The organism is Thermotoga sp. 38H-to (genome assembly GCF_011057665.1).
In the GTDB taxonomy this organism is placed as follows: domain Bacteria; phylum Thermotogota; class Thermotogae; order Thermotogales; family Thermotogaceae; genus Thermotoga.
The window spans coordinates 682,837-708,496 of sequence record NZ_LNFZ01000001.1; the positions used below are offsets into that span (position 1 = coordinate 682,837).

Here is a 25,660-nt window from a genome sequence, read left to right on the forward strand (position 1 = left end):
CTAAAGTATGAAAAAACTTCTCATTCTCTCTGTGCTTTTGCTGAGTGTCTTTGTGTTTTCTGATGTCTTTGTAGAAAACGGAAAAGTGGTTTTCACCTTCGAGTGGGAAGGAGCCAAGGTGGTGTACCTCGCGGGAACCTTCAACAACTGGAGTCCAACAGCGCTTCCAATGGAAGAGGTGGAACTCGGTCTCTGGAAAGCGGAGCTTGAACTTGAACCCGGAACATATCAATACAAATACGTGATAGATGGAACTATTTGGAAAGAAGATCCCAACGCCCCCGGATACGTGGACGATGGTTTCGGAGGCTACAACGGAATATTCACACTAGTAGAAAAGGACGGGCAGCTCTTCATCGTTGGCCCTCAGAAGAAAGAAGAATCAAAGAAATACGAGCCCAACCCCGACAGGGAAGACACCATTTTCATCGAAGATGGTGTAGTAGTTCTCAGGTACTACAATCCCGAAGCAGAATTTTTAACCATAGCTGGAAGTTTCAACAACTGGAACGCAGAAGAAATAGAGATGTATCCACTTGGAGACGGATGGTGGGAAGGAGTACTGGAACTTGGTCCCGGAGTGTATGAATACAAGTTCGTTGTGAACGGTGAAGAGTGGGTAACCGACCCCAACGCCTTCGCCTTCGTCGATGACGGTTTTGGGGGGAAGAACGGTGTTTTCGAAGTTTACGAAGAAAACGGAGAACTGAAGGTGAAATCTCCCATCGAAGAAACTGCTCAGATTACAGAAGAGGAAACATTTGAAGTTGCTCAACAAGAAACCGCAGAAGCCGAACTAGAAGAAGCTGAAAAATCCGAGCCGAAAGAAGGACTCAGTGTGGAAGACAGTTTTGTCGTCTTCACTGTTAGAAAGCCAGAAGCTTCCGAGGCTTATGTTGCGGGAAGCTTCAACAACTGGAGCACCACAGCGAATCCAATGGAAAGAGAAGGAGACCTCTGGGTGGCAAGAATCAAGCTCAATCCCGGCACTTATCAGTACAAATACGTCTTCACAATAGTGGGAAGTCAGGTCTGGCAGGAAGATCCCAACGCACCTTCCTACGTCCCGGATGGATTCGGCGGGAAAAACGGTGCTTTCATGCTCTCTGAAGAGGATGGAAAACTCGTCATAAAACCACTGGAACAGAGCTCCGAGAGCGAAACACCGTTTTTTGGAAAATACACCATCGACCTGACTTACAAATACGCAACGGATACCTTCCTCAAATCTCTTGAAAACTCCCATGAACTCACCCTTGGTGTAAAAACCGACTTCTTGAAAGTAACCTTGAATTTCAAACCGGAAGGCTCTTTCCTGGACAGCGCGAACATAAAGGTGGAAAAGGAAGGCTTCGAAGTTTTCGGACACTACAACGTGGCATCTTTGGTGGAAGGGAAGCCTTACGAAAAATGGTTCGCTGAAACAGGATTTGGCCTTGGTATTTCTTTCCTTTCTTACAAGTTCACAGCCGACATTGCCTTCGACACAAACGCGGAAAAGGAAAGATTTCTGATAGGAGTTTCAGGAGAAAGTTTCGGTACTTACTTTGGAACCAATTACCTGCTTGGGATAGAAAAAATAGACCTCGCAGGTTTCTTATCCTTTGATCTTCTTGGAGCAAAAACAACCGTCTGGACCGGTTTAATCTTTGCCAAGCCCGTTCTCTACTTTGTGAACCTCGAAGTCGATTCGGACAACTTCGATGTCAACTACCTGTACTATGAAAAAACATCTTCAGAAGACAAAGGATTTCTCAAAGCAAGCATTGATCTCTTCAACCTGGAACTCTACGGGGATTACAATTTCAACAACAAAACGTATACGGTAAGCGCAGGGTACGTTTTCGATGACACCTATGTCCTCGGATTGGCCTACAGATACGGAGACTGCGACAACTTTGAAAACGACCCCGACAAAATAACCGTCTTTGGGGAGCTCAGAAACGAATTCGCAAGCGCAAAACTTGGAGTAACTTACGACGCATACAAGAACATCTATCTGGATTTCCAAGGTGAAGTCAACTTCTGATTGTGAGGTGATTCAAAGTGAAGACTAAACTCTGGTTGTTACTTGTTCTCCTCCTTTCCGCTTTGATATTCTCAGAAACCACCATCGTAGTCCACTATCACAGATACGATGGAAAATACGATGGATGGAATCTCTGGATATGGCCCGTGGAGCCTGTGTCTCAGGAAGGGAAAGCTTATCAGTTCACAGGTGAGGATGATTTTGGTAAAGTAGCAGTAGTGAAATTACCAATGGATCTTACAAAGGTGGGGATCATAGTGAGGCTGAACGAGTGGCAGGCAAAAGACGTGGCAAAAGACAGGTTCATAGAGATAAAAGACGGAAAGGCTGAAGTGTGGATACTCCAGGGAGTGGAAGAGATTTTCTACGAAAAACCAGACACATCTCCCAGAATCTTCTTCGCACAGGCAAGGTCGAACAAGGTGATCGAGGCTTTTCTGACCAATCCTGTGGATACGAAAAAGAAAGAACTCTTCAAGGTTACTGTTGACGGAAAAGAGATTCCCGTCTCAAGAGTGGAAAAGGCCGATCCCACGGACATAGACGTGACGAACTACGTGAGAATCGTCCTTTCTGAATCCCTGAAAGAAGAAGACCTCAGAAAAGACGTGGAACTGATCATAGAAGGTTACAAACCGGCAAGAGTCATCATGATGGAGATCCTGGACGACTACTATTACGATGGAGAGCTCGGAGCCGTATATTCTCCAGAGAAGACGATATTCAGAGTCTGGTCCCCCGTTTCTAAGTGGGTAAAGGTGCTTCTCTTCAAAAACGGAGAAGACACAGAACCGTACCAGGTTGTGAACATGGAATACAAGGGAAACGGGGTCTGGGAAGCGGTTGTTGAAGGCGATCTCGACGGAGTGTTCTACCTCTATCAGCTGGAAAATTACGGAAAGGTCAGAACAACCGTCGATCCTTATTCGAAAGCGGTTTACGCAAACAGCAAAAAGAGCGCCGTTGTGAATCTTGCCAGGACAAACCCAGAAGGATGGGAAAACGACAGGGGACCGAAAATCGAAGGATACGAAGACGCGATAATCTATGAAATACACATAGCGGACATCACAGGACTCGAAAACTCCGGGGTAAAAAACAAAGGCCTCTATCTCGGGCTCACCGAAGAAAACACGAAAGGACCGGGCGGTGTGACAACAGGCCTTTCGCACCTTGTGGAACTCGGTGTTACACACGTTCATATACTTCCTTTCTTTGATTTCTACACAGGCGACGAACTCGATAAAGATTTCGAGAAGTACTACAACTGGGGTTACGATCCTTACCTGTTCATGGTTCCGGAGGGCAGATACTCAACCGATCCCAAAAACCCACACACGAGAATCAGAGAAGTCAAAGAAATGGTCAAAGCCCTTCACAAACACGGTATAGGTGTGATTATGGACATGGTGTTCCCTCACACCTACGGTATAGGCGAACTCTCTGCGTTCGATCAGACGGTGCCGTACTACTTCTACAGAATCGACAAGACAGGTGCCTATTTGAACGAAAGCGGATGTGGTAACGTCATCGCAAGCGAAAGACCCATGATGAGAAAATTCATAGTCGATACCGTCACCTACTGGGTAAAGGAGTATCACATAGACGGATTCAGGTTCGATCAGATGGGTCTTATCGACAAAAAGACAATGCTCGAAGTCGAAAGAGCTCTTCATAAAATCGATCCAACTATCATTCTCTACGGCGAACCGTGGGGTGGATGGGGAGCACCGATCAGGTTTGGAAAGAGCGATGTCGCCGGCACACACGTGGCAGCTTTCAACGATGAGTTCAGAGACGCAATAAGGGGTTCCGTGTTCAACCCGAGCGTCAAGGGATTCGTCATGGGAGGATACGGAAAGGAAACCAAGATCAAAAGAGGTGTTGTTGGAAGCATAAACTACGACGAAAAACTCATCAAAAGCTTCGCCCTTGATCCAGAAGAGACGATAAACTACGCAGCGTCTCACGACAACCACACACTGTGGGACAAGAACTACCTCGCCGCCAAGGCCGATAAGGAAAAAGAATGGACCGAAGAAGAGCTGAAAAACGCCCAGAAACTGGCTGGTGCGATACTTCTCACTTCCCAGGGTGTTCCTTTCCTCCATGGAGGTCAGGACTTCTGCAGAACGAAGCACTTCAACGACAACTCCTACAACGCTCCCATCTCGATAAACGGCTTTGACTACGAAAGAAAACTTCAGTTCATAGACGTGTTCAACTATCACAAAGGTCTCATAAAACTCAGAAAAGAACACCCTGCTTTCAGACTGAAAACTTCAGAAGAAATCAAAAAACACCTGGAATTTCTTCCAGGTGGAAGGAGAATAGTTGCATTCATGGTCAAAGATCATGCAGGCGGAGATCCCTGGAAAGACATCATAGTGATCTACAATGGAAACCCGGAGAAGACAACATACAAATTACCAGAAGGAAAATGGAACGTGGTTGTGAACGGTCAGAAAGCCGGTACAGAAGTAATAGAAACTGCTGAAGGAATGATAGAACTAGAACCACTTTCAGCGTACGTTTTGTATCGAGAGTGATATTTAAGAATTGGTTGAAGCCCCAGCCTCATGCTGGGGCTTTAAAACCTGATTTCAGGAGGCTGATACAATGAAAAGATCACTGATACTGGTCTTGATTCTTGTATCGATCATAATCTTCTCTCAAACGTTCAAACTTGAAAAAGTACTCGGATTCAGCGATGTTTCATCTTTAACGTTCAAAGATGGATATCTCTTATTTGGAACAGGAAATGGTGAGATTGTCGTTTACAAAGATGGGGTTTATTACAAAGCGTTCAAAGTACACAACAATAGAGTAAACGAGGTGACCTTTGAGAACGGGTTTATTGTGAGCGCTTCGGACGACAAAACAGTAGGTGTGACGAATCTAAAGACGGGTGAAACACATCTCCTCAAAGGTCATATGAAAGGTGTTTCTTCCGTCGCTGCGGCGGGCAATAAAATTCTGAGCGCCTCCTTCGATGGAACGATGAGAGTATGGTCTTTCCCGGATGGAAAAGAAATCTCTTCTCAAAAGCTTGGACCATCGGTTGTTCAAATCGCTGCCCATGAGAACAGATACGTCGTGGGACTGGCCAATGGACTTGCACTGATCAGAGACCTCTCGAATCCTTCATTTTCCATTCTCCTAAAGGCCCATCCTGAGGGAATTAAAAAGATCGTGTTCTCAGAGAATGGACAGTTGATCGCAACCTGTGGAGGAAACACTGTAAAGGTATGGAACACTTCGAATGGAGGACTCGTTCTCCAGTACGACCACGTCATAACAGTGAACGATGTGGCTTTTCTTGACAATGACAATCTCATTTTTGTAGCCGACGACTATAAAGCTGTGGTTTTGAACATTCAGAAGAACGAAATGGTGAAATCAATCGACGCTCACAACAACTTCGTTCTTTTCGTTTCTTCAGATGACAGCAACATAGCAACCTACGGAATGGACAAAGTTGTCAAAGTGTGGAATGCCAACCTGGAGCTTCAGTACTTTCTCTACGGTCACCAGCTCTCAGTGAACACAGTAGCTTCATCAAGCAACGGGAAATTCATTGTGAGCGGCAGTGACGACAGAGAAATTCTGGTATGGGACGCTGAGAAGGGGATCGTTGAACACAGGATAAAAACTTTATCAAGCGTCAGAAAGCTTTTAATAGTAGAAAACAGCATCATTTCCTGTCTGGACAGCAATCAACTTAAGATTTATAACCTGGAAAACGGAAAGCTCGTGAAAAGAATAAAAGTTGGCACAACGAGTACAATGGACATCGCTCTTCAAAACGATAGAATGTCAATAGGATTCTACGATGGAAGTGTCGCTCTGTTCAGCTATCCATCCTTCGAAGAGATATGGAGAAAAGACACAGAACACGAAATGGTTCAGACGATTGATATGAACAATAAATTCGTCGCATTTGGAGTTTCTTATTCTGATCCAAAAGACAAGATGGGCTACGTAGAAGTTCTTTCCGCAGATACCGGAGAAAGAGTACTTCTGCTGGAAGGTCACAGAGGAAACGTGAATGCTGTGAAATTCGCTGGAGAATTTCTTGTCTCAGGCGGGGAAGATGGAAAGGTCATTCTCTGGAGTTTGGATACGGGTTCAAAAGTCAAGGAGATCTATCTGAACGAACCGGTGTCATCTCTGCTCGCCGATGAAAAGGAACTCTTTGTTGGAACCTGGAATGGAAGTATCAAAATTTTTGCTTTTCCAGATCTGACTTTGAAGACTTCTTTGAAAGTCTCTGACCAAAAGATAGGACATTTCGTGAAAGTGGACAATCAAATCCTGGTTCCATGCGGTGATGGAAAGATAAGAATCCTCGTAGAAAAGTGAGGGGGAGACCCCCCTCATTTTACACCAGTCTTTCACTTATCATCATGGAAGAAAGTATCGAAGTTCCCTCCAGAACCACCTCTTTGTTGGAGAGACTACCCTTTTCCACGGAAACTTCTTTATCCATCGGATGAACTTGTCTTCTCGTTTCTGACACGATCACCTCAAACACACTCTCAGGTAGAAACACACCTTCTCCGCCAACAATCACGATCTCCGGACTTAGAATGTTCACAAGATTTACGATACCATCTATGAGGATACCTGTGAACTCATCCAGTACTTCTTTAGCCAGTGGGTCTTCTTCATACATTCTGCAGAGCGTTTCAAATTTTTCGTACATAGTGTTTCCTGGAAGAGTTTTTTTCTTTTCATACTGATGGACGCAGTGGGAAATGGAAGTGTTGGCCTCCCAGCATCCAACCCTTCCACAAAAGCACGGTCCCCTGTCGTACATTTTCATGTGACCGATCTCTCCAGCTGCGTTGAAAGAACCTTTGTAGAGTTTCCCTTCGATGATAATGCCTCCACCTATTCCTTCTCTGACGAGTATGTACACGATGTTCTTTCTATCTCCGAAATGCTTGTTCCTCATCATTTCTGCGAGAGCCGCAAGATTAGCGTCGTTCTCCAAATACACCTCAAACACTTTGAAGTACTTATCTACATCTATGTCACGCCATCTGTTGAGATTTGGAGCGAATGCCAATTTCTTGTGACTCTTGTCAACAGATCCTGGAACCCCTATCACAATCAATGGGAAGACACCTGGAAACTTGGAAACTTTTTCTGTCAAAACCCTGAAACATTCTTCAGGTGTGTCGGGCGTGTCAAATTCGTCAACCACTTCAACAGACCCATCGAAAAACGATATTCCAACGATGGAATGTGTTACCCCAAGGTCAACCACTATTGCCTTTGAAAAATCTTTGTTCACGTAAAGTCGCTTGGAGTGTCTCCCCAGCTTCGATGGGAGTATACCCCTTTCATAAATCATCTTTTTCTTCTTCATTTCGTTCACAAGCTTTGTAACGGTACTTGGATCGAGCCCGGTTTTTTCTGATATCATGTTCCGGGTGACCCCCGGTTCGAATCTTATTGTGTTGAGGACCCTCAATTTGTTGATAGTTCTTGCCTGTTTTAAGGAATAGATTTCCACAATTTTTCAGACCTCCCGGAAAGTTTCCTTTCACTTTCAAAGATTATATCCGAATTGTGGTTACAAAAACTTTACCAACATTAACCTTTCACAGCCCCAGCGCTCAAACCGGCTATGATTCTGTTCTGGAAAATCAAAACGAGTATCACAAGTGGAAGTGTGACAATAACAGCTGCGGCCATGAGCTGACCCCACGGTATCTCGTACTGAGATGCGCCTTTGAAGAGAGCAACTGCGACGGGAACGGTGTACAAATTTGGTTTTTGCATGAACGTGAGAGCAAAGAGAAACTCGTTCCACGCGGCGATGAACGTCAAAAGTCCTGTTGCTACAAGACCAGGAGCAGACATAGGAAGTACGATAGACCAGAGAGTTCTGAGTTTAGAAGCTCCATCGATGAATGCCGATTCTTCTACTTCTTTTGGAAGCTCCCTGAAGAAACTCTGAAGCACCCAGACAGTGAGAGGCAGATTCATAGCGGTATAAGGTATGATGAGACCAGTGTAGGTGTTTATCAACTTCAGTCCTCTCAAGATCAAAAACAGTGCCCCCAGAATGGAAACCTGCGGAAACATACTTACTGCAAGGATCAAAGACATCACGATGACTTTTCCTCTGAACCTGAGTCTTGCAATAGCGTATCCGGCAAGTGATCCTACAGCCAGTGCCAAAGCAGTGGTTACACCTGCCACAATGATACTGTTTTTGATGTTTATATGAAACGGTCTTTCCTTGAAGACCTTCACATAGTTTTCAAAAGTCACCCTTTTTGGGAAAAGAGAAGGATTCTTTTCAAAAAGATCTCGATCTGGCTTTATCGACGAAATAAAAGCCCAGTAAAGAGGAAAGACACACCACACAAGAATGAATACAACAGCTATATAAAGAAGGATTCTTTGCGTTATCGATTTGCTCATTAGATTCCCTCCTCAGTCGAGTTTCAACCTCAAGGACTTTATGTAAAGTATTGCAAAGATCGATATGAGAACGAATATGAAAACAGATATGGCAGAGCCGTATCCGAACCACGAACCAGTGAAAGCTCTGTCCATCAAAACGTGTCGGTTATAAACGGCCAGAGTTTCTGTGTTCACTGCGCCCCTCGTCATGATATAAACAACATCGAACACGCGCAGTGCGTCGAGTGTCCTGAAAATCAGCGCCACTCCTATCGTTGGCGTTATCAATGGGAGAGTGATTCTGAAGAACCTCTGGATCGTATTTGCTCCGTCGATTCTCGCCGCTTCGTAGATATCCTCTGGTATCACCTGAAGACCTGCGAGGATCAAAAGAGCCATGAACGGAGTCGTTTTCCACACATCGACGAATATGATCGCCCACATGGCGAGTCCCGGTGTTCCGAGAATGGGAGTTCCCGGCTCTATTATCCCGAGTTTTTCCCAGAGTCTCGACATTATTCCAAATTGATCGTGGAACATCCATCGCCACATCTGAGAAGAAATGGCCGTTGGAATCGCCCATGGAACGAGCATAGCAGCCCTCACAATGCCTCTCAACGCGAATCTCTGATGAACAACGATGGCGATGAGAACACCAAGCACCGTCTCCAGAGAAACCGAAATCACCGTGAAAAAGACGGTGTTTTTCAAAGCCATTATGAAGCGGGTGTCTTCAAAGAGTCTGAAATAGTTCTGAAGCCCAACGAATCTTCTCTCTATACCGGGCCTCAAACCGAAACTGTAGAAACTGTCGTAGAACGTTTTGAACAGAGGAAAAAAGGCCACTATAGATATGACGAGAATAGTAGGAAGTATCATCCAGAACGCCGTCCAGCCACTTCTTTTTTCCATCTTTCTGTATCCTCCTTCAACAGAGTAAAAGAGGCGGGGGAGAACCCCTCGCCTCTGTTACTGTCCAAGCAGGAATTTGAGCTCTTTTGCGATGTTCTTTATTGCGTCTTCCGGTGTTGTCTGCCTTGTCAGAGCAGCGTGCACGTACCTCTGAATGACATCGGAAACTTCTGTGTAGTTAGCAACTCTCGGTCTTGGAAGAGCGTTGATGAAAACTCCGAGAAGTTCAACCATGAATGGAGCAGCTTCTTTGAGTTTTGGATCTTTGTAAACGGCTTTCCTCGTTGGATTCTGTCCGGCGTTGATCGCTTTGTAGAGCTGCTGGTCGTAACTTGTGAGGAATTTAATGAGCTTTTTCGCGGCTTCCTTTTCCTCAGGAGGAGAGAATTTGTTTATACCGAGGACCCATCCACCGAGTGTGGCAGCTCTTCTTCCACCAGGACCCATTGGAAGAGGAGCAACTCCGACTTTTCCTTTGATTGGAGATTCATCGCTGTTCACGAGGGACCAAGCGTACGGCCAGTTTCTCATGAAGACAGCTTCTCCGTTCTGGAAGATTCTTCTTGCGTCTTCTTCCATGTAGGTGGTAACTCCCTCAGGGGTGACTTTGTGCTTGTAGATGAGATCGACCATGAACTGAAGAGCCGCTACAGCTTCTGGAGAATCGATCACAACTTTTCCGCTCTCATCGAGCACATCCCCACCGAAAGACCAGAGGTATTCAAGGAAATCACAGACAAGGCCTTCGTATCTTGCACCCTGCCAGACGAATCCGTGGATGCCTTCAGCCTGAGAAATCTTCTTTGCCATTTCGACGAGTTCATCCCACGTTCTTGGAGCGTGATCGTAACCGTACTTTTCGAGGAGGTCCTTTCTGTAGTAAAGGAGACCCGCATCCGTGAACCATGGAACAGCAACGATTCTTCCATTGACCGTGACAGACATCACCGTTCCGGGAAGGAACTCACCGAGTTCGAAGTAGTCTTTGTCTGCTGTCAGATCTTCAAGGAATGGGGCAAACTCAGCAGGCCATATCACATCGAGCATGAGAACGTCTGGATCCGTCTCTCCAGCGGCAAAGTACGTGACATAGAGATCGTGTCTTTCAGTTGAACTGTCCGGCATCGGAATGATTTCCACTTCGATATCTGGGTACTGCTGGTGGAACATCTCCAGCTGCTTTTTCAGTACCTCGAGTTCCTTTCCAACCCCTCCGGATGTCATGGTGATTTTCACAGCGAAGAGTCCACCAACTAGAAGAACTGCTAGCAACAGGACAAAGTACTTCTTCATGGCAAAAGCACCTCCTTAAGTATCAGTTAAATGACGTTGTAATCAAATTAACCTATTTGATATTTTGCCAGACTTTTAAATTCTTTGCAAGTGAGTTATCAGGAGAAAACGGGAGATTTTTTTCGTTAAATGAAAATAATCGAGGATATTCACTCGAAATGAACAAATAGGAGGGAAAATAGTACATCAAAAAGAAAGGGCGGCCTGGCCGCCCTTTTCAATCTTCCAGACCGTTGTTTTTGACCACGTTCGAGTACCAGTACCCACTGTCTTTTATGATGCGTTTTTGAGTGCTGTAGTCCACGTACACAATACCAAATCTCTTGGAATATCCCTCTGCCCATTCGAAATTGTCGAGGAGCGACCAGACGAAGTAACCTTTAAGCGGTACTCCCTCCTGTATGGCCTTCCATGCCTGACCAATGTGGGCCTTCAAATAATCAATTCTGTTTTGATCGTGAACTCTTCCATCTTCACTAACTACGTCGTCAAAAGCAGCCCCATTCTCTGTGATGTAAACCTCTGGTGGGTTGTATTCTTCTTTCACCTTCTTCAGGACCCAGTAGATTCCTTCTGGAACGATTTCCCATCCCATGGCTGTTTTTGGAAGATCTCTTTCAACGAAAGAGACCTTAGCTGGTGCATCTGGATCGAACTTCACCAAATGACCGGAGTAATAGTTCAATCCAACAAAGTCGATCTTTTCCTGTATCTCGGACATGTCATCTTTGTAATTCTCCGGTAGATACTCTCTGGCAAATTCCAGAACGAGCTCCGGATAATCTCCTTTGTAGATCGGATTGAGAAAGAGAGGATAGTTGTTGAATTGATGCATGAATCTCGCCGCTCTGATGTCTTCCTCTTTTTCACTCGCAGGTTCGAAATATCCATTGTTGAAGACTATTCCGATCTTTCCATCTTTCACGGTTTCCCTGAACACTTTCACTGCTCTGGCGTGTGCCCTCAAGAGATTGTGAACAGCTCGGAAAGCCACGTAAATATCTCTCATTCCAGGAGCGTGGACTCCGTACAGATGACCCACTATGGCAACAACCCACGGTTCGTTCAAGGTGATCCAGTTCTTCACACGGTCGCCGAAATTTTCAAAGAGAACCCTTGAGTATTCTGCGAACCAATCCGCTATTTCTCTGTTCGCCCATCCTCCTTTCAACTGAAGAGCGAAGGGAAGATCCCAGTGATAGATGGTCACAAAGGGTGTGATACCTTTTTCCAGCAGGGTGTCTATGATCCTGTTGTAAAAATCCAGTCCTTTCTGATTCACCCTTCCTGTTCCTTCCGGAAGTATTCTTGGCCAGCTGATTGAAAATCTGTAAGCCTTTACTCCGAGTTTCTCTATGATTTCAATGTCCTCTTTCCATCTGTTGTAGTGGTCGCAGGCCACATCTCCCGTGTCACCGTTCTTTACATTTCCAGGAGTATGGGAGAAGGTGTGCCAGATAGACATACCAGCTCCGTCTGCGAGGGGAGAACCCTCGATCTGGTAGGAAGCTGTTGCAACACCCCAGAGGAATCCTTCAGGGAACTTTTTCACGTTCATCACCTCTCCTGTTGTTTTGATTCGTGTGCCTAACTATTCTATCAAAACTCTCTGCACAAAAAAAGAGGGGGAGTACCCCCTCGTCTGTACTATATCATCGGAGAACAAAAGGTCAGCCCATCACAACTTCAACCCTGTGCACCTTTCCATCCTCGAAAACTGGAAGTACTTGTCCTTCTATCTTTTTTCCATCAACAATGATCTCTTTGACTCCTTTGGAAACATGAGAGAGATTCTTCACCGTTATATCGTAGATGCTTCCTCTGAACTTTCTTGTGATCCTGAATCCTTCCCATTCTTTCGGGATGCAGGGATCCACCACCAGGCCGTCGTAAGTAGGCCTTATCCCGAGTATATGCTGAGTGATCGCTACAAAGCTCCAAGCAGCAGTCCCCGTGAGCCAGGAATTCTTTGCCTCTCCATGCCTCGGTGCATCTTTTCCGGCAACCATCTGAGCGTAGACGTACGGCTCAGTCCTGTGTATTTCGCTGATGTCTTCGAGATAAGCCGGTGTGATTTTTCTGTAGATCTCAAAGGCTCTGTCTCCCCTACCTATAACAGTCTCGGCTATCGCTACCCATGGGTTGTTGTGACAGAAGATCCCCGCGTTTTCTTTGTAGCCCGGTGGGTAACTCGAGATCTCACCAAGCTCGATGTAATATCTGCTGTACGCCGGCTGCTGAAGAACGAGTCCGTAGGGTGTGTCGAGATATTTTTTGACAGAATCGAGAGCTTTTTCCGCGTATCCGTTGTCCACACCGATACTTGCCATAACACACATTCCCTGTGGTTCTATGAAGATCTTACCTTCTTCACACTCTTTGCTTCCCACCTTTCTCCCAAAGGCATCGTACGCCCTGAGGAACCATTCACCATCCCAGCCGTATTTCAGAGTGGTCTCGATCATTTTGTTCACATGTTTTTCTGCTTCTCTCGCTTCTTCTTCAAGTCCTCGTCTTTTGCAGATCTCCACGAATTCTTTTCCAGCAAGAACGAAGAGCCCCGCTATGAAGACGGACTCCGCTACCCTTCCGTCGAGAGCGTTGACGGTTGTTTGGAAAGACTCATCGGGATCTTTCGAGAAACAATTGAGGTTAAGACAATCGTTCCAATCGGCCCTTCCTATCAATGGAAGACCGTGGGGACCGAGGTTGTTCACAGTGAAGTAGAAAGATCTCTTCAGATGCTCGAAGAGTGATGCCTTTTTGTTCGGATCGTTGTCGAAGGGAACCTCTTCGTCCAGTATGCTCCAGTCACCCGTTTCTTTGATGTAAGCGCTCGTTGAGAGAATGAGCCAAAGCGGATCGTCGTTGAAGCCTCCTCCTATTTCGTTGTTGCCCTTCTTGGTGAGCGGCTGGAACTGGTGGTAAGTGCTTCCATCCTCGAATTGGATAGAGGCCAAATCGAGTATTCTCTGCCTTGCCTTCTCCGGGATCATGTGAACAAAACCTAAGATATCCTGGTTCGAGTCCCTGAAACCTATTCCTCTACTGATACCAGACTCGAAGTACGAAGCGCTTCGAGAGATGTTGAACGTGACCATACACTGGTACTGATTCCAGATGTTCACCATTCTGTTGAGTTTTTCGTCATGGGTTTCTACCTGTATTCTTCCAAGAAGGTCGTCCCAGTATTCTTTGAGTTCCTTCAGGGCGTGCTCAACATCTTCACCTGTTTTGAATTTCTCTATCATCTCTTTTGCTCGCTTTTTGTTTATCACACCGGGCTTTTCCCATTTTTCCTCCTCTGGATTCTCTACGTACCCGAGAATGAAGATGAGTTCTTTCTTTTCGGATGGAGCGAGTTCTATCTCTAAGTAATGTGAAGCGATCGGTGCCCACCCGCTCGCGACGGAATTTCTGGGTTTTCCTTCCACCACCGCTTGAGGAGCTTCAAAACCGCTGTAGAGACCTATGAAGGACTCTCTGTCTGTATCAAAACCATCTATCGGTTGATTCACAGAATAGAACGCGTAGTGGTTTCTTCTTTCTCTGTATTCTGTCTTGTGGTAAATCACAGAACCTTCTATTTCCACTTCACCCGTACTGTAGTTTCTCTGGAAGTTCGTCATATCATCGAGAGCGTTCCAGAGGCAGAACTCTATAAAGGAGAAAAGTTTTATCCTCCTCGGCGTGTTCGTTCTGTTCTCCAGAACAAGGTGATGGACCTCCCCTGTGAAATGTCTTGGCACAAAGTAGGTGATGGTGGCTCTCAGGCCGTTCCTTTCACCTGTGATCTTTGTGTATCCAAGACCGTGGCGCGCTTCAAAGAAGGAAAGATCTTTTCTCACAGGCATCCACGTGGGTGTCCAGAAATCTCCATTTTCTTCTCTGATGTAAAAGTACCTTCCTCCAGCATCCGTTGGAACGTTGTTGTATCTGAACCTCGTTATTCTTCTGAGTCTCGCGTCTTTGTAAAAACAGTAACCCCCTGCCATGTGAGATATGATGGAAAAGAAGTCCTCCGTTCCCAGATAATTTATCCATGGATACGGAGTTTGAGGAGTTGTGATCACGTATTCACGGTTGACGTCATCAAAATAACCGAATCGCACGCTATCACCCTCTCTTCACTTTTTCTGTCTCTGGTATTTTATTCTGAAAATGTTTTCATTCAAAATCTGAAGAGATGGATGCAGAAACAAGTATCGGCGAATATTTTTCAAAAGAAACCATTTTCTTCTAAATCCGCGGTTCCAGTCTCCGGTATTTATTAGACGAAATCAAAAAAGATAATTTATTAGTGGGCAAAAATCTTAGTGTTTAAGATCGAAAACATACAGGCTATTAATAGATAATTTGTTCACATATTTATTATGAAACCATTAATGAGTTAAAATATATTTTGGAGGAGGTGAGAACATGAAATACGTGCTCTGGGCAGTTCTGATTTTGAGTTTGCTGGCTGGATGTGTGCTTTTCACAACCGGAACCAACACCGTAAAAGCTCCTGTGTATCTCACGGACAACCCAACTTTCAACATCGAAAAATTACTGGTGAAAATTTCAAACGCGGAATACCACTATTCATTGGATGGAGAAGAGTACACTGCTACCGCTGCTCTGCTGGAGAATGAGTTCGATCTCCTCTCACTTGCTGGAACTAAAGTTCAGTTCTTCGAGATGGAATTGCCCGAGGGCGCTAATCTCGAGTGGATCAGACTCTACATCGATGCCGCCACTGCTGTTACAAACGGTTCAACAGAGACTGTTAGGGTTTCTTCCAGAAAGATCAAAATCATAAAGCCTGTTATAGTGCAGAACGGCGACTCGATCGTTCTCGACTTCGATGTGGCAAGATCTCTCAAAATCGCAACCACGGGCAACAACAAAAAATACTTGCTCAGGCCCGTTATAATTCCATATCACCACAGAGAGAGGAACGAGTACGGTTTTGGTGAGGGAGAGGAACACAGGTATGAGGTGGAAGGAAGGTTGAAAGAAACACTTTCAGGAACACCATGTCTTGTGGCACTCTTTGAGGGAGAAACCTGCTCCGGTACACTCGTGAATCTTGAAATCACAGACGATCATTTTGACTTCGAAGATCTGAAAGAAGCCACTTACACCGTTTGTGTGTACACCGATTTTGAACTTCCAGAGGAAAATGAAGTCGCTAACACTGATGAAGAATTGGAGATAGACGAAGACGATATGGAAAACGCAAATAATGAGATTTCAACCATACTAGCAGATCTCTCTCCATTCGCATCAGAAACGTTCTATCTCAACGACTCGACGATCACCTACATTTTCGATTCAAATCTGATAGAACTTGCACTCGGTGATTAAAAGTAGGGGAGGGATGCCTGGAAGACTCGAAGAAGGATATCTGGGAAGGCAGATCGTTAAAGATGGCGGGTAAATAATCTTTACACTTCGACTGTTTCTTTCTCTCTTCTCCTCCTTCTGGAGGAGACTTTCTTTTCTTCTTTCACTACCTTTTCAAGGAGTTCTTTTTTGAGTTCGATGGCTTTGAGATTTTCGAGAGCTTTCTTTACCCTCTCTTCGTGGATCTCTCTAACAACTTCCGGCGGCAAGAACATCATCATAGTTTCACCTCCTTTTTGTTGTCATGCCTTTTTATCATTTATTTCTTCTGTCCTGTTATTTTTATAACATAACAGTGATACAAATCAAGAACACATTTTAGAAGAATCGTTTAAGGCTTTATTTATGGGTGTTTACACAGGAAAAATTAGGTTGATCAAAGAGCGGGGTGCCATCCCCGCTCTCGAGTGACAAGTTTGAACCTTCAACCTTCTACAACAAAAGTGTAGATCTTGAACGGATGGTAAACCACTGGGAAGGTGACTTTCTGTTTTTTCTCTTCCAGAACGTTCGTCTGGTAGATTTCACCGTTCCACGGGGTCTTAATGGAAAGTTTTCCTGATGTTCCGAAGATCTCAACAAGCCTCAGAACAATTTTGCCATTCACCCTTCTCAGTGAAGTGAGACGGAAATTCTGGGGAGAGATCTCCAGTAAAGGAGAGGGGAGGTTCAACACCCCGCGATGAACGATGAAAGATCTGTTGAGATCTTCTGATTCTTTTACAACATCTCTCAAGCTGTCCCCAGGGTGCACGTAGACAGAATAGGTGAAACTGTGTTTACCCTCGTCACAGAGAAAATCGGGGAAAATACCCGCTTTTATCAGTGAAAGCGCCATAGTACCCTGATGAACACTGCCACCGTATTTTCCGTCGTTCATAATAGACACACCGAAGTCTGTCTGGGAGAGATCCATCCACCTGTGAAACGGCACCTCGAAACGTGCCTGTTCGAAACTGGTGTTTCTGTGTGTGGGCCTTTCGATGAAACCACCGGAGATATCGAACCTTGCCTTTCTCGACAGAACAGTTGTTGGGAAGTAAGCTCTGAGAAGAGCTCGTCTTGTGTGCCAGTCTACCTTCGTTTCTATATCGAGCCTTCTACTCTTTCTGTAAAGGATGTAATGCTGCGTGATCCTGCTTCCTTCTGATTCATATTCAACACGGATCACTTCTCGAACAGGGCCAGACTCTATTTTTTCTATGTTTTTCGCCCTCAGGGTATATCCTGTCTTTTCCACGTTTTCTGCGATATCCCAGTTGTCCCAGTAGGCAGGGATGTTTTTATGAAGTTTCAAGATGTTTCCCTTCTCTTCGAAAACGTACCTGTCCAGTTCTTTGTCGTAGATTTGAATTGTTCCGTCATCGTTGACGTGCACCCTGAGAAATTCGTTCTCCATGATGTTTGTTTCTCTCAACTCACTTGGAGTTTCCTCAAACGTGGCTTTGCGAAATTTCAGTTCTACTTTCGTGAACGGAGGAATCTCCCTGTCTATGAAGTACACATACCTTCCATCGTGAGTTCTCTGTTTCAAGAGCGCTTCTCCTTCAAAGGAAATCGCGAGATCTTCGTTGAGGAAGAAAAGACACTTCTTTGGAAAAGAGGAAACGTTCAAAAGGGTTAAAACCTCTTCGTTCTCAGAAGAAAAAACTTTGAGAGATTCGATAACGATGTCTTTTGATTTTTCTATCACATGTCTGAGTTCTTTTTCTGTATCTTCATAGACTTCCTTTATAGAAGAACCAGGTAGAATATCGTGAAATTCGTTTCTCAACAGAATCTTCCAGAGTTCGTCTATTTCGTCAGAAAAATCTTTATCCGTGAAAGCAGAAATCAATTCCGCAAGGTAAAGACTGTCTTCCGCTTCTTTGTGAAGTTTCTTTGTCCTGGACTGTGAAGTGTAGGTTCCCCTGTGAAGTTCAAGGTAAAGCTCTCCGTCCCACACAGGAAGTTCTCCGTCGATATCCATTTTTTTGAAGAATTCTTCCACAGTTCCCATCTCAAGGCGCGGCAGTCCAGGAAAATCCTTCAGAACTTCGTAATTTTCCAGCATCTCTTCGGTTGGACCGCCACCGCCATCACCGTGGCCGAACGAAAGAAGGACTCTGTTTGTGAAATCCTTCTGCCTGAAATTCTTCCAGGTTTTGTAGATCGTATCGGGATCTATCTTCCCGTTGTACCCCTCGTTGGGATTTTTGAAACTGAAATAGATCACTTCGGATCCATCTATTCCCCTCCAGCGGCACAGATCGTACGGAAACTCGTTCGTGTCGTTCCAGTTGAGTTTCGTGGTGACGAAGTATTTTATCCCGGCTTCTTTCAGAATTTGGGGAAGCACCCAGGAAAACCCAAACACGTCTGGAAGCCAGCACACCTTGCTCTTTCTTTTGAATTCCCTTTCGAAGAATTTTTGCCCATAGTAGAACTGTCTCACAAGCGACTCTATCGATGGAACGTTGCAGTCCGACTCCACCCACATGCCACCAACGGGTTCCCATCTTCCTTCCTTTACAAGTTTTCTGACTTCCTCGAAAAGTTCTGGTGAATTTTGCTTGAGATCCTCGTACATCTGAGCGGAAGACTGAGTGTAAACGAACACCGGATAAAGCTTAGAGAGCAACACAGAGTTTGCGAAAGTGCGTAGGATCTTTCTCTTCGTCTCCTCAACTGGCCAGAGCCAGGCGTAGTCTATGTGCGCGTGCCCCACAAGGTGAATCGTTCCAAAACTCGGATGGTCTTTTCTTATTCTATCCAGCTTTTCTTTGAATTTTTCGAACTCTTCCAGAATCTGATTTCTCAACTCTTCAGAAAGCTTCACACCTGTGAACTCTTTGAACTCCGGTGTGTTCCAGGTGTTTTTGATCTCATCTTTTATTCCCGGATCTTCCGGTGCTGTCATCAGATAGGTATCTGTGTCTCTTGGGATCCACACTTTCGAGAGAAACTTCTCGGAGATGTCCAGCAGTTTCTTAGAAAGTGACTCATCTTCTATTACTTCTGCCGTTTTTATGGTGAGTTCGAGAGTTTTCACCACCTTCATCAGTGCTTCATCAACGACGATGAAGAAAGCTTCTGTAAACACCGGTTTTTCCGGTCTTCCAAAAAGACCTCTTGGCATCACCTGAGCTTCTATCGTGTGTGGTTTTCCATCAGCAAGGGGGGTGATGTTCAACATCCTATGATACTCGTTGATCTCACCGTAAGGCTTCCCATCCACAAAAACAAGGGTCTCCCCACCGAACCAGAGTTTCAGGTAGGCCCTCTGCTCTCCAGCGGCAGAGAAAGGCTCTAGCTCTTTCCTGAACCAGACGGGAGCGGAGCTGAAGTCCCATTCGAAGGAAGGATCCACGATTCTCTCAACAGCACCATCGGAGAAAATCCAGCTTTCTATTCTTTCTATTCTCAGAACAGTATACGGAACAATCTCTGAAAGCATTCTCCACAATCGGCCTTTCACAACTTTTTCCTCCTGTTATTCTCTACACCATTTCATAACCTTTTCCACAGGAATTGTTGCAAGAGCAATGCAGTTGTCCGCGGCTCCGTAGTAGACGTAGTAGTAACCGTTGTACTCTATCATCGCATCGCTGAAGACCACGTTTGGTACTCCTCCGAACTTTTCCCAGTCCTCTTCCGGTTCCAGAATGGGTTCCTGTGATCTCTTTATCACCTTCGTGGGATCTTCCAGATCGAGCAGCATGAACCCGAGTCGGTATATGGGTCTGGAAGTACCCGTGTTCTGCACACCATGGTAGAGAACAAGCCAGCCGTACTCAGTCTTTATGGGAGGGGCACCCACTCCGATCTTCAGGTCATCCCACATTCCAGGCCTTGGAGAAGCAATCTTCACAAAGTTGTCCCAGTGCACGAGATCATCGGAAAACGCGAGCCACATGTCAGGCGGTATTCTATGGAACATAACGTACTTTCCATTTATCTTTTCGGGAAATAGAGCCGCGTCTTTGTTGTCCACTTCTGGTATCACAACACCGTACCTCTTCCAGGTGATGAAATTCTTCGTGGAGGCCATAGCGATTCTGACACCACGTGGAGAATAGGCGGTATAAACCATGTAGTACTCGTCTCCTATCCTCGTGATCCTGGGATCTTCCACTCCATAGAGTTCATCATCACTCTTGGGAGCAAAGACGGGTTTTTCAAATTTGTTGAAGTGGATTCCGTCGGTGCTCACAGCGTATCCGATTCTTGAAACCATGTCCTCTCCCTGAGCTCTGTAGAGCAAGTGAAAGAGCTCTCCGTCGTAGACCACAGCCGGGTTGAAAACAAACCTGCTCTCCCAGAGAAAGTACGGAGAAGGTTCCAGAATGGGGTTTGCCGGATGTCTTTCCAGTTTCAGCTCCATGTTCTCCCTCCTCTACTTGAAAGACATAGAAATTCCCTGAAGGAATTGCTTTCTGAAAATCAAAAAGATGAGAACCATTGGAAGAGTTTGTATCACAGACCCTGCCATCAATGGCCCCACATAGGCTGCGTATTCGTGGTTAAAAGTGGCAAGCAAAACGGAGAGAGGCATCTTGTTGTAATCCTTCACCACCATCAGAGGCCAGAGGAAATTGTCCCAGATCCCTATGAACGTGAAAAGACCTACAATAGAGAGTGTGCTTCTGGAGAGAGGTACCATCACTCTAAATATTATCCATAAGGTGCTTGCACCATCAATTTTGGCGGCTTCTATGTAATCCTGAGGAATCGTTTTATAGGACTGTGTTAACATGAAGAGGCTCCATGCACTCATCAGAAACGGAATGATCATGGCAGAGTAAGTGTTGTAGAGACCAAGCTTTCTTATGAGAACGAACAACGGGATTATGAACATGAACCCAGGAAAGAGCATCTGGAAAATTATGAAGTTGAAGACAGCGTTGCTTCCCTTGAATCTCAACTTTGAAAGTCCATAGGCAATGATGGAAGAAGTGAAAACCACAGAGAAAGTAACTGTGAGAGTTACAAACAAGCTGTTAAAAAAAGCTCTCAAAAATGGTCTTTCCATTTTCTCTGCCATTGTAAAGATGTACTTGTAGTGCTCCAGAGTGATTCTGGAGGGAAGAAATCGTGTGAATATCTCTTCAGGAGGCTTTATAGACGAAAGAAAAAGCCATACGTACGGGTATATCCAGATCAAGGCAAGAAGAATCATCACCCCATGAAGTATGATCTCACCCAATTTTTTTCTCATACGATGGTCACCTCTTTTTCAATGACTTTTCTGATGAAGATCACAATGGAGAAGTTTATCAATGCTGTCATAATCGCTATTGTCGTCGCATAGCTTGGATTTATTCTCTGAAAGGCGGTGTTGTACATGTATAGCATAAATGTGAGAGTTCTGTTCATCGGTCCTCCACCGGTGATCATGTATGGCTCTGTGAATATACCAAAGGAGAGGTTCACAGCGAGTATCAAAACCGTCACAATTGCCGGGTTTAGTAGAGGAAGTGTGATCTTCCAGAACTTCACCCAGGAAGTTGCACCATCCAGTTCCGCCGCCTCGAATATAGATTTGGGAATAGCCTGAAGTCCTGAGTAGAGAATGAGACCGTAGTACCCGACGAATTTCCAAGTGACCATTATCGCTATAGTCAACATTGCAAGCTGTGGATCTGTGAACCATGGTATCGTGATTCCAAACGCGTTGTAAAGAAATCTGTTTATGGGGCCTGTTTCTGAGAATATTCTCTGGAACATGATTGAGTACGCAACACCTGATGATACATAGGCAACCAAAAAACTCAGAGTCACAAACGTCTTGAAGTACTTCATGCGGTTCAGAGCGATTGCAAACAGAATCGACGCGATGAAAACCATGGGTATGAAATAGGAAAGAAAGTTCATCGTGTTCAGAAAGACCCTCCAGAACATCTTGTCTTCGAAGATCCTGAAGAAATTCTGAAGCCCCACGAATTTAGGAGATCCCACGAATTTCCATCGTGAAAAGGCGAGTATCAGCATCCAGACAAACGGATATCCCCAGAAAATAGCGGTGTATAGAAAATAGATAGAGACGAGACCCCACCCGAGCCTTGCTTCTCTTCTTCTGAGGCTCATCTTTCTCCCTCCGTACCAAACTCAAGGGTAATGGCAAATACATGCACATTTGGAGCGTTGGGTAAGGTTATCTCTTTTATAGGAGTATCAACAGGTATGCTTATCAGGTCAAGACCACATTTTATGTTCTGTTTTTCCCCACTGGCGATATATCTATAATCGAACATCAATTCCTTTGGAAGGATACACCAATCAGTGGCCGTAACTTTGAACATTTTATCATCCACAAAAATTTCAATCTCATAGTCCCCGTGATTTGCAGCCATAAGTAAGTGAAGATTTTTCACATGGATCGCCTCTTCCAACGATATTCTCTGTCCAAAACATCTCACATTATCAAGACCAGAAACCTTAAGAAGAAATGGAGTACTTTCCACAAAGATCAATCCTTCTTCAATCTCATTAGCAGGGAAATAAGCACCTACTATTCCTGCAGGATTATCGAAATTACCTGGTGATACTGGTGTTCCAAATCCATCATTGTTGAATATTTCTTCTAGATTCAAGATAGCGTAATTGCTGATCACTTCTAAAGATACTCTATAAGTCAATTTTTGTTTTTTTGATTCTTCCTCCTGGAAAACCTGACCTTCAACCAAATACAACCTGTTTTCTCGGAGATCAAAGAAAACCGATTTCACTTTTTCACCCTCTCTAAAACTAATTCCATATCTTTCTGGTACGAGTATCAACTGGTCTAAAAAGCCGCTTCCAGATAGAGAAATCCTCAAACTGTTATCCAGCATAATTTCTCCAACGTAGAAAATACCATCACCAGAGAGATTTTTCTCTATCTTTTCACCCATATTCGAATAAACTGCTAAGCTTACATCCGAGAAATTACCACTCGCAAAAACTCTATATTTCCCTGATACTCTCTGACTTTCCCATTTCAGTCTTGCATTTCCTTTAAAGGTGACAGCTGCTCCCCCTCCGAAATCCCCAGTAACAATCTTCACATCGGATATTCCTGGATTCCCGGATTCGGCCTCTAATACAATCAATCCTTTCCTTGATACAATATGGGGATTTTCTATAAGATTCTGATATCGATAAGGCAAACTCATCGCGTGGAGCACAACTCTCAGCGCGCAGATTGTGGACTCTGCACCGGCATTTCTGTTTACGTGTAAATACTCCAGTCCATCATATCCTTCTCCATTTGGACCCAGCATAGGAACACCCAATCTGTTTCCCCCGAAGAGCCATGAAGCGGCAAGGGACGTCAGATAAGCATATTTTTCTTCTCCTGTGATCTCCCAGATTTTTACCAGGGGTGTTACAATGCAATCCAAGGAATAGGAGAGTTCAGGAAAGAGATGAACGTATCTGTCTATGGAGTAAATTAGCCCAGTTGCCAGAAACAAAGGAACCTGTGATTCAAGCATTTTTTCTGCTACCTTCAGATAATTTTCTTCCCCCGTTGCAATGTACGCTTCCACTAAGGCTTCTGCGTAATGATTTCCCCATCCGTTCCATGAAAACCGTTCTTTATAAACTGAGAAGAACGTCCCCACGAAATCCTCTCGAATAAAATCTAAGAGTTTATCAGCAAATTCTTTTATGTCCTCTTTCACATCAAAAACTTTATTGTATTCACACAATCCAAGTATAAAAAGGGCAAGTCGTGAAGATGTCTCCGGCGGAGATTTCTTTACCGCATGATAGATAGCCTGGATGGAACGCAATACTTCCTCATCTTTCGTAAACTGAGCCAGTTTTGATAATCCCCAAAACGCTCTTAGGGTCCACCATGAAGAGGGGATTTTTGCGCTCGTTGGACCATGTTTGTTTATTGTTCCATCTAAGTAAGCGAAGTTGTACAGTAGACCATCAGATGCTTGCATTCGAAGAACAAACCTCGCAGCCTCCTTTGCAAGATCGAGGTATTCCTTCTTTCCGGTTTTTTCGTAAGCTTCACTGTAGAGAAGAACCACCCTCGCCACATCATCAACGCAAAAATCTCCTTCACCCTTTGCTCCAAGAACCTGATATTTGTCTCCGCGTTTTTCGGCATAAACCCAGTAACCTTTCACTTCCTGTCCTTCCAGAAAAAAATTTTGGGACAGAGATTCAAGGTGTGATGGATTAAAAGAGATTGAAAAACCGGCGATCGCTATGAAAAAAGATAAGATGAAAACTTTCTTTATCATTTCCCCACCTCCTGCTTCTTCGGGGAACTAAAAGATGGGGGAAAACCCCCATCAAAATTCTCTGAAGGGTTTCCCCCCAATCTTCAGATTTCTGAAAGATTCACTCTTTTTCTCTAAAAATCGTACGGCGGATTCTACACCTTCAGCCTCATAAATACTGAAGAGTCTGAGATGACGAACAACATCGCCGTATTTGTATCTGTTTGGCATATCTTCCAGTCTCATAGAATAGATTCCCTTTGTGGCGGAATAAACCTCGAACTCACTGGGCATCCACTTAAAAACACCATCCCTGAATTCAAGACTTTCATATATCCAGGTGTCCCCATCGAGCCATTTCCTATAGTCTGAAGGAACAAGTGGATTCTCGGGGAGTATTTCTGCCACGCCTATTCGTGCAATGGGTGAAAAGTTTGTTCTCCAGCGTTCCATGGAAGCGAATATATAAGTTGCCCCCCACCAGAGAGGTTTCATACTATCTTTTGCAGGAAAAACGATGTAGGGTAACTTATCAACCCAGGTCACTGCATTCCTTTCCAACCAATACTCGTAAGGAGTGACGCCTAACTGATCAGCCCAGATCAGTCTTCTGAAAACAGGAAGTATATGTAAAGTGTCTTCAAACAGAATTGCCAAAGGTCTTGTTACCATCGTCTGAAGTTTCATTATATCAGCGTAATTCTCGAATTCAAAAGAATTGTCAACAAGTATATCACCATTGCAGAAAATATGAACCACCAGATTTTGTATCAAACCTCTAAACTTTTCAGAGGCCAGGGTTGTCATTATACCAGCGGCAACAGGACCAGCGCCTATTATTTTCACAGAAACTATTCTGAAAGCACCTGAAGTTTCTTCATAGTGATTGCCAAGATTTCCATCAACATAGAAAGTCGATTCTGGCCAACCACTCACTCTAGCTATGCCTATTTCATCCAAAATAGTACCTTCAATATTTTCGTATCTGATGATCTTCGCAAGACCCCGTTTGTTGACTGTTGCTCCAATTTTTTCAGATTTTATCTCCCAACCAGTTTCTGTCTCAATCACATCAAAAACCTTTTCATATTCAGGTTTACTCACTCTCTCATCTGAAAACACAATTTCTCCTTTTCCTTTTGCAAGAAACACAAGATAATCTTGTGCTGAAATTTTGCCGTTTCCATCAACATCTTCCACTTGATAAGGGATTTCCTTTCCATCAAAGTAAATCCTAATACTATCCCAGACAGGCTCGAAATCTTCTGGTATTAAGTCAAGAAAATGCGAAAATTTCATAACAACAGGTACTTCAACATCCCCAGCTACTACAGGTATCGAAAAATTGGTGCCGAAAAGAACAAAACTAATTAGAAGTAACATTGACACAAAGAAACCTTTCATAATTTCACCCCCAATA

Annotated in this window: 17 protein-coding genes; 4 read left to right on the forward strand and 13 right to left on the reverse strand. The window is 44.5% G+C overall.

Translation table 11 applies throughout. From position 1 onward, the window contains the following. Nucleotides 1-7: 7 nt before the first annotated feature. From AS158_RS03685 to AS158_RS03695, 3 genes are all read left to right on the forward strand, one after another. A complete protein-coding gene (locus AS158_RS03685) occupies nt 8-2,029 on the forward strand; it encodes a glycogen-binding domain-containing protein (RefSeq protein ID WP_165304508.1) in 2,022 nt (673 codons plus the stop codon). Between the two features lie 17 nt (nt 2,030-2,046). Beyond that, a complete protein-coding gene (pulA, locus tag AS158_RS03690; protein WP_165304509.1) occupies nt 2,047-4,578 on the forward strand; it encodes a type I pullulanase in 2,532 nt (843 codons plus the stop codon). Between the two features lie 70 nt (nt 4,579-4,648). Next, nucleotides 4,649-6,391, forward strand: coding sequence for a WD40 repeat domain-containing protein (locus tag AS158_RS03695; protein ID WP_165304510.1), 1,743 nt, complete (start codon nt 4,649-4,651; stop codon nt 6,389-6,391). A gap of 19 nt (nt 6,392-6,410) precedes the next feature. Here the strand turns inward: AS158_RS03695 and AS158_RS03700 are convergent, their stop codons facing one another. The 6 genes from AS158_RS03700 to AS158_RS03725 all read right to left on the reverse strand — a co-directional run bounded on the left by AS158_RS03700 (nt 6,411) and on the right by AS158_RS03725 (nt 14,766). Then, on the reverse strand, nt 6,411-7,550 hold the full coding sequence (locus AS158_RS03700; RefSeq protein WP_165304511.1) for an ROK family transcriptional regulator: 1,140 nt from the start codon (nt 7,548-7,550) through the stop codon (nt 6,411-6,413). An 80-nt stretch (nt 7,551-7,630) separates the two neighbouring features. Continuing rightward, complete coding sequence (locus AS158_RS03705) at nt 7,631-8,467, reverse strand: carbohydrate ABC transporter permease (protein ID WP_165304512.1); 837 nt, start codon at nt 8,465-8,467, stop codon at nt 7,631-7,633. A gap of 12 nt (nt 8,468-8,479) precedes the next feature. After that, nucleotides 8,480-9,361 carry a sugar ABC transporter permease gene (locus AS158_RS03710; RefSeq protein ID WP_165304513.1) on the reverse strand — a complete coding sequence of 294 codons (882 nt, stop codon included), beginning with the start codon at nt 9,359-9,361 and terminating at the stop codon, nt 8,480-8,482. A 57-nt stretch (nt 9,362-9,418) separates the two neighbouring features. Further along, the gene (locus AS158_RS03715; protein ID WP_008194326.1) at nt 9,419-10,654 is read right to left on the reverse strand and encodes an ABC transporter substrate-binding protein; all 1,236 of its coding nucleotides are present in this window, start codon (nt 10,652-10,654) and stop codon (nt 9,419-9,421) included. A gap of 217 nt (nt 10,655-10,871) precedes the next feature. Then, nucleotides 10,872-12,212, reverse strand: coding sequence for a GH1 family beta-glucosidase (locus AS158_RS03720; RefSeq protein WP_165304514.1), 1,341 nt, complete (start codon nt 12,210-12,212; stop codon nt 10,872-10,874). 112 nt (nt 12,213-12,324) lie between these two features. Further along, entirely contained in the window at nt 12,325-14,766 is a 2,442-nt protein-coding gene (locus tag AS158_RS03725; protein ID WP_011943512.1) for a glycosyl hydrolase family 65 protein, read from the reverse strand. Nucleotides 14,767-15,073: 307 nt separating this feature from the next. Between AS158_RS03725 and AS158_RS03730 the strand changes: the two genes are divergently transcribed. Continuing rightward, the gene (locus AS158_RS03730) at nt 15,074-16,003 is read left to right on the forward strand and encodes a DUF4382 domain-containing protein (RefSeq protein WP_038052178.1); all 930 of its coding nucleotides are present in this window, start codon (nt 15,074-15,076) and stop codon (nt 16,001-16,003) included. A gap of 80 nt (nt 16,004-16,083) precedes the next feature. On the opposite strand, the gene AS158_RS03735 is transcribed toward AS158_RS03730, so the two are convergent. The 7 genes from AS158_RS03735 to AS158_RS03765 form a co-directional block, all read right to left on the reverse strand. Then, complete coding sequence (locus AS158_RS03735; RefSeq protein WP_012310848.1) at nt 16,084-16,263, reverse strand: hypothetical protein; 180 nt, start codon at nt 16,261-16,263, stop codon at nt 16,084-16,086. Between the two features lie 203 nt (nt 16,264-16,466). After that, nucleotides 16,467-19,499, reverse strand: coding sequence for an alpha-mannosidase (locus AS158_RS03740; protein WP_165304515.1), 3,033 nt, complete (start codon nt 19,497-19,499; stop codon nt 16,467-16,469). A 15-nt stretch (nt 19,500-19,514) separates the two neighbouring features. Then, a complete protein-coding gene (locus AS158_RS03745) occupies nt 19,515-20,405 on the reverse strand; it encodes a glycosidase (RefSeq protein WP_012310846.1) in 891 nt (296 codons plus the stop codon). A gap of 12 nt (nt 20,406-20,417) precedes the next feature. Continuing rightward, nucleotides 20,418-21,239, reverse strand: a complete 822-nt coding sequence (locus tag AS158_RS03750) for a carbohydrate ABC transporter permease (RefSeq protein WP_012896065.1) — start codon at nt 21,237-21,239, stop codon at nt 20,418-20,420. Next, complete coding sequence (locus tag AS158_RS03755; protein WP_012896066.1) at nt 21,236-22,108, reverse strand: sugar ABC transporter permease; 873 nt, start codon at nt 22,106-22,108, stop codon at nt 21,236-21,238. Before AS158_RS03755 ends, AS158_RS03750 begins: the two co-directional genes overlap by 4 nt. Further along, nucleotides 22,105-24,261 (reverse strand): hypothetical protein, encoded by a 2,157-nt coding sequence (locus AS158_RS03760; RefSeq protein ID WP_012896067.1) that lies wholly within the window; start codon nt 24,259-24,261, stop codon nt 22,105-22,107. Before AS158_RS03760 ends, AS158_RS03755 begins: the two co-directional genes overlap by 4 nt. Nucleotides 24,262-24,312: 51 nt before the next feature. Then, entirely contained in the window at nt 24,313-25,644 is a 1,332-nt protein-coding gene (locus tag AS158_RS03765) for a hypothetical protein (protein ID WP_012896068.1), read from the reverse strand. Nucleotides 25,645-25,660 lie beyond the last annotated feature (16 nt).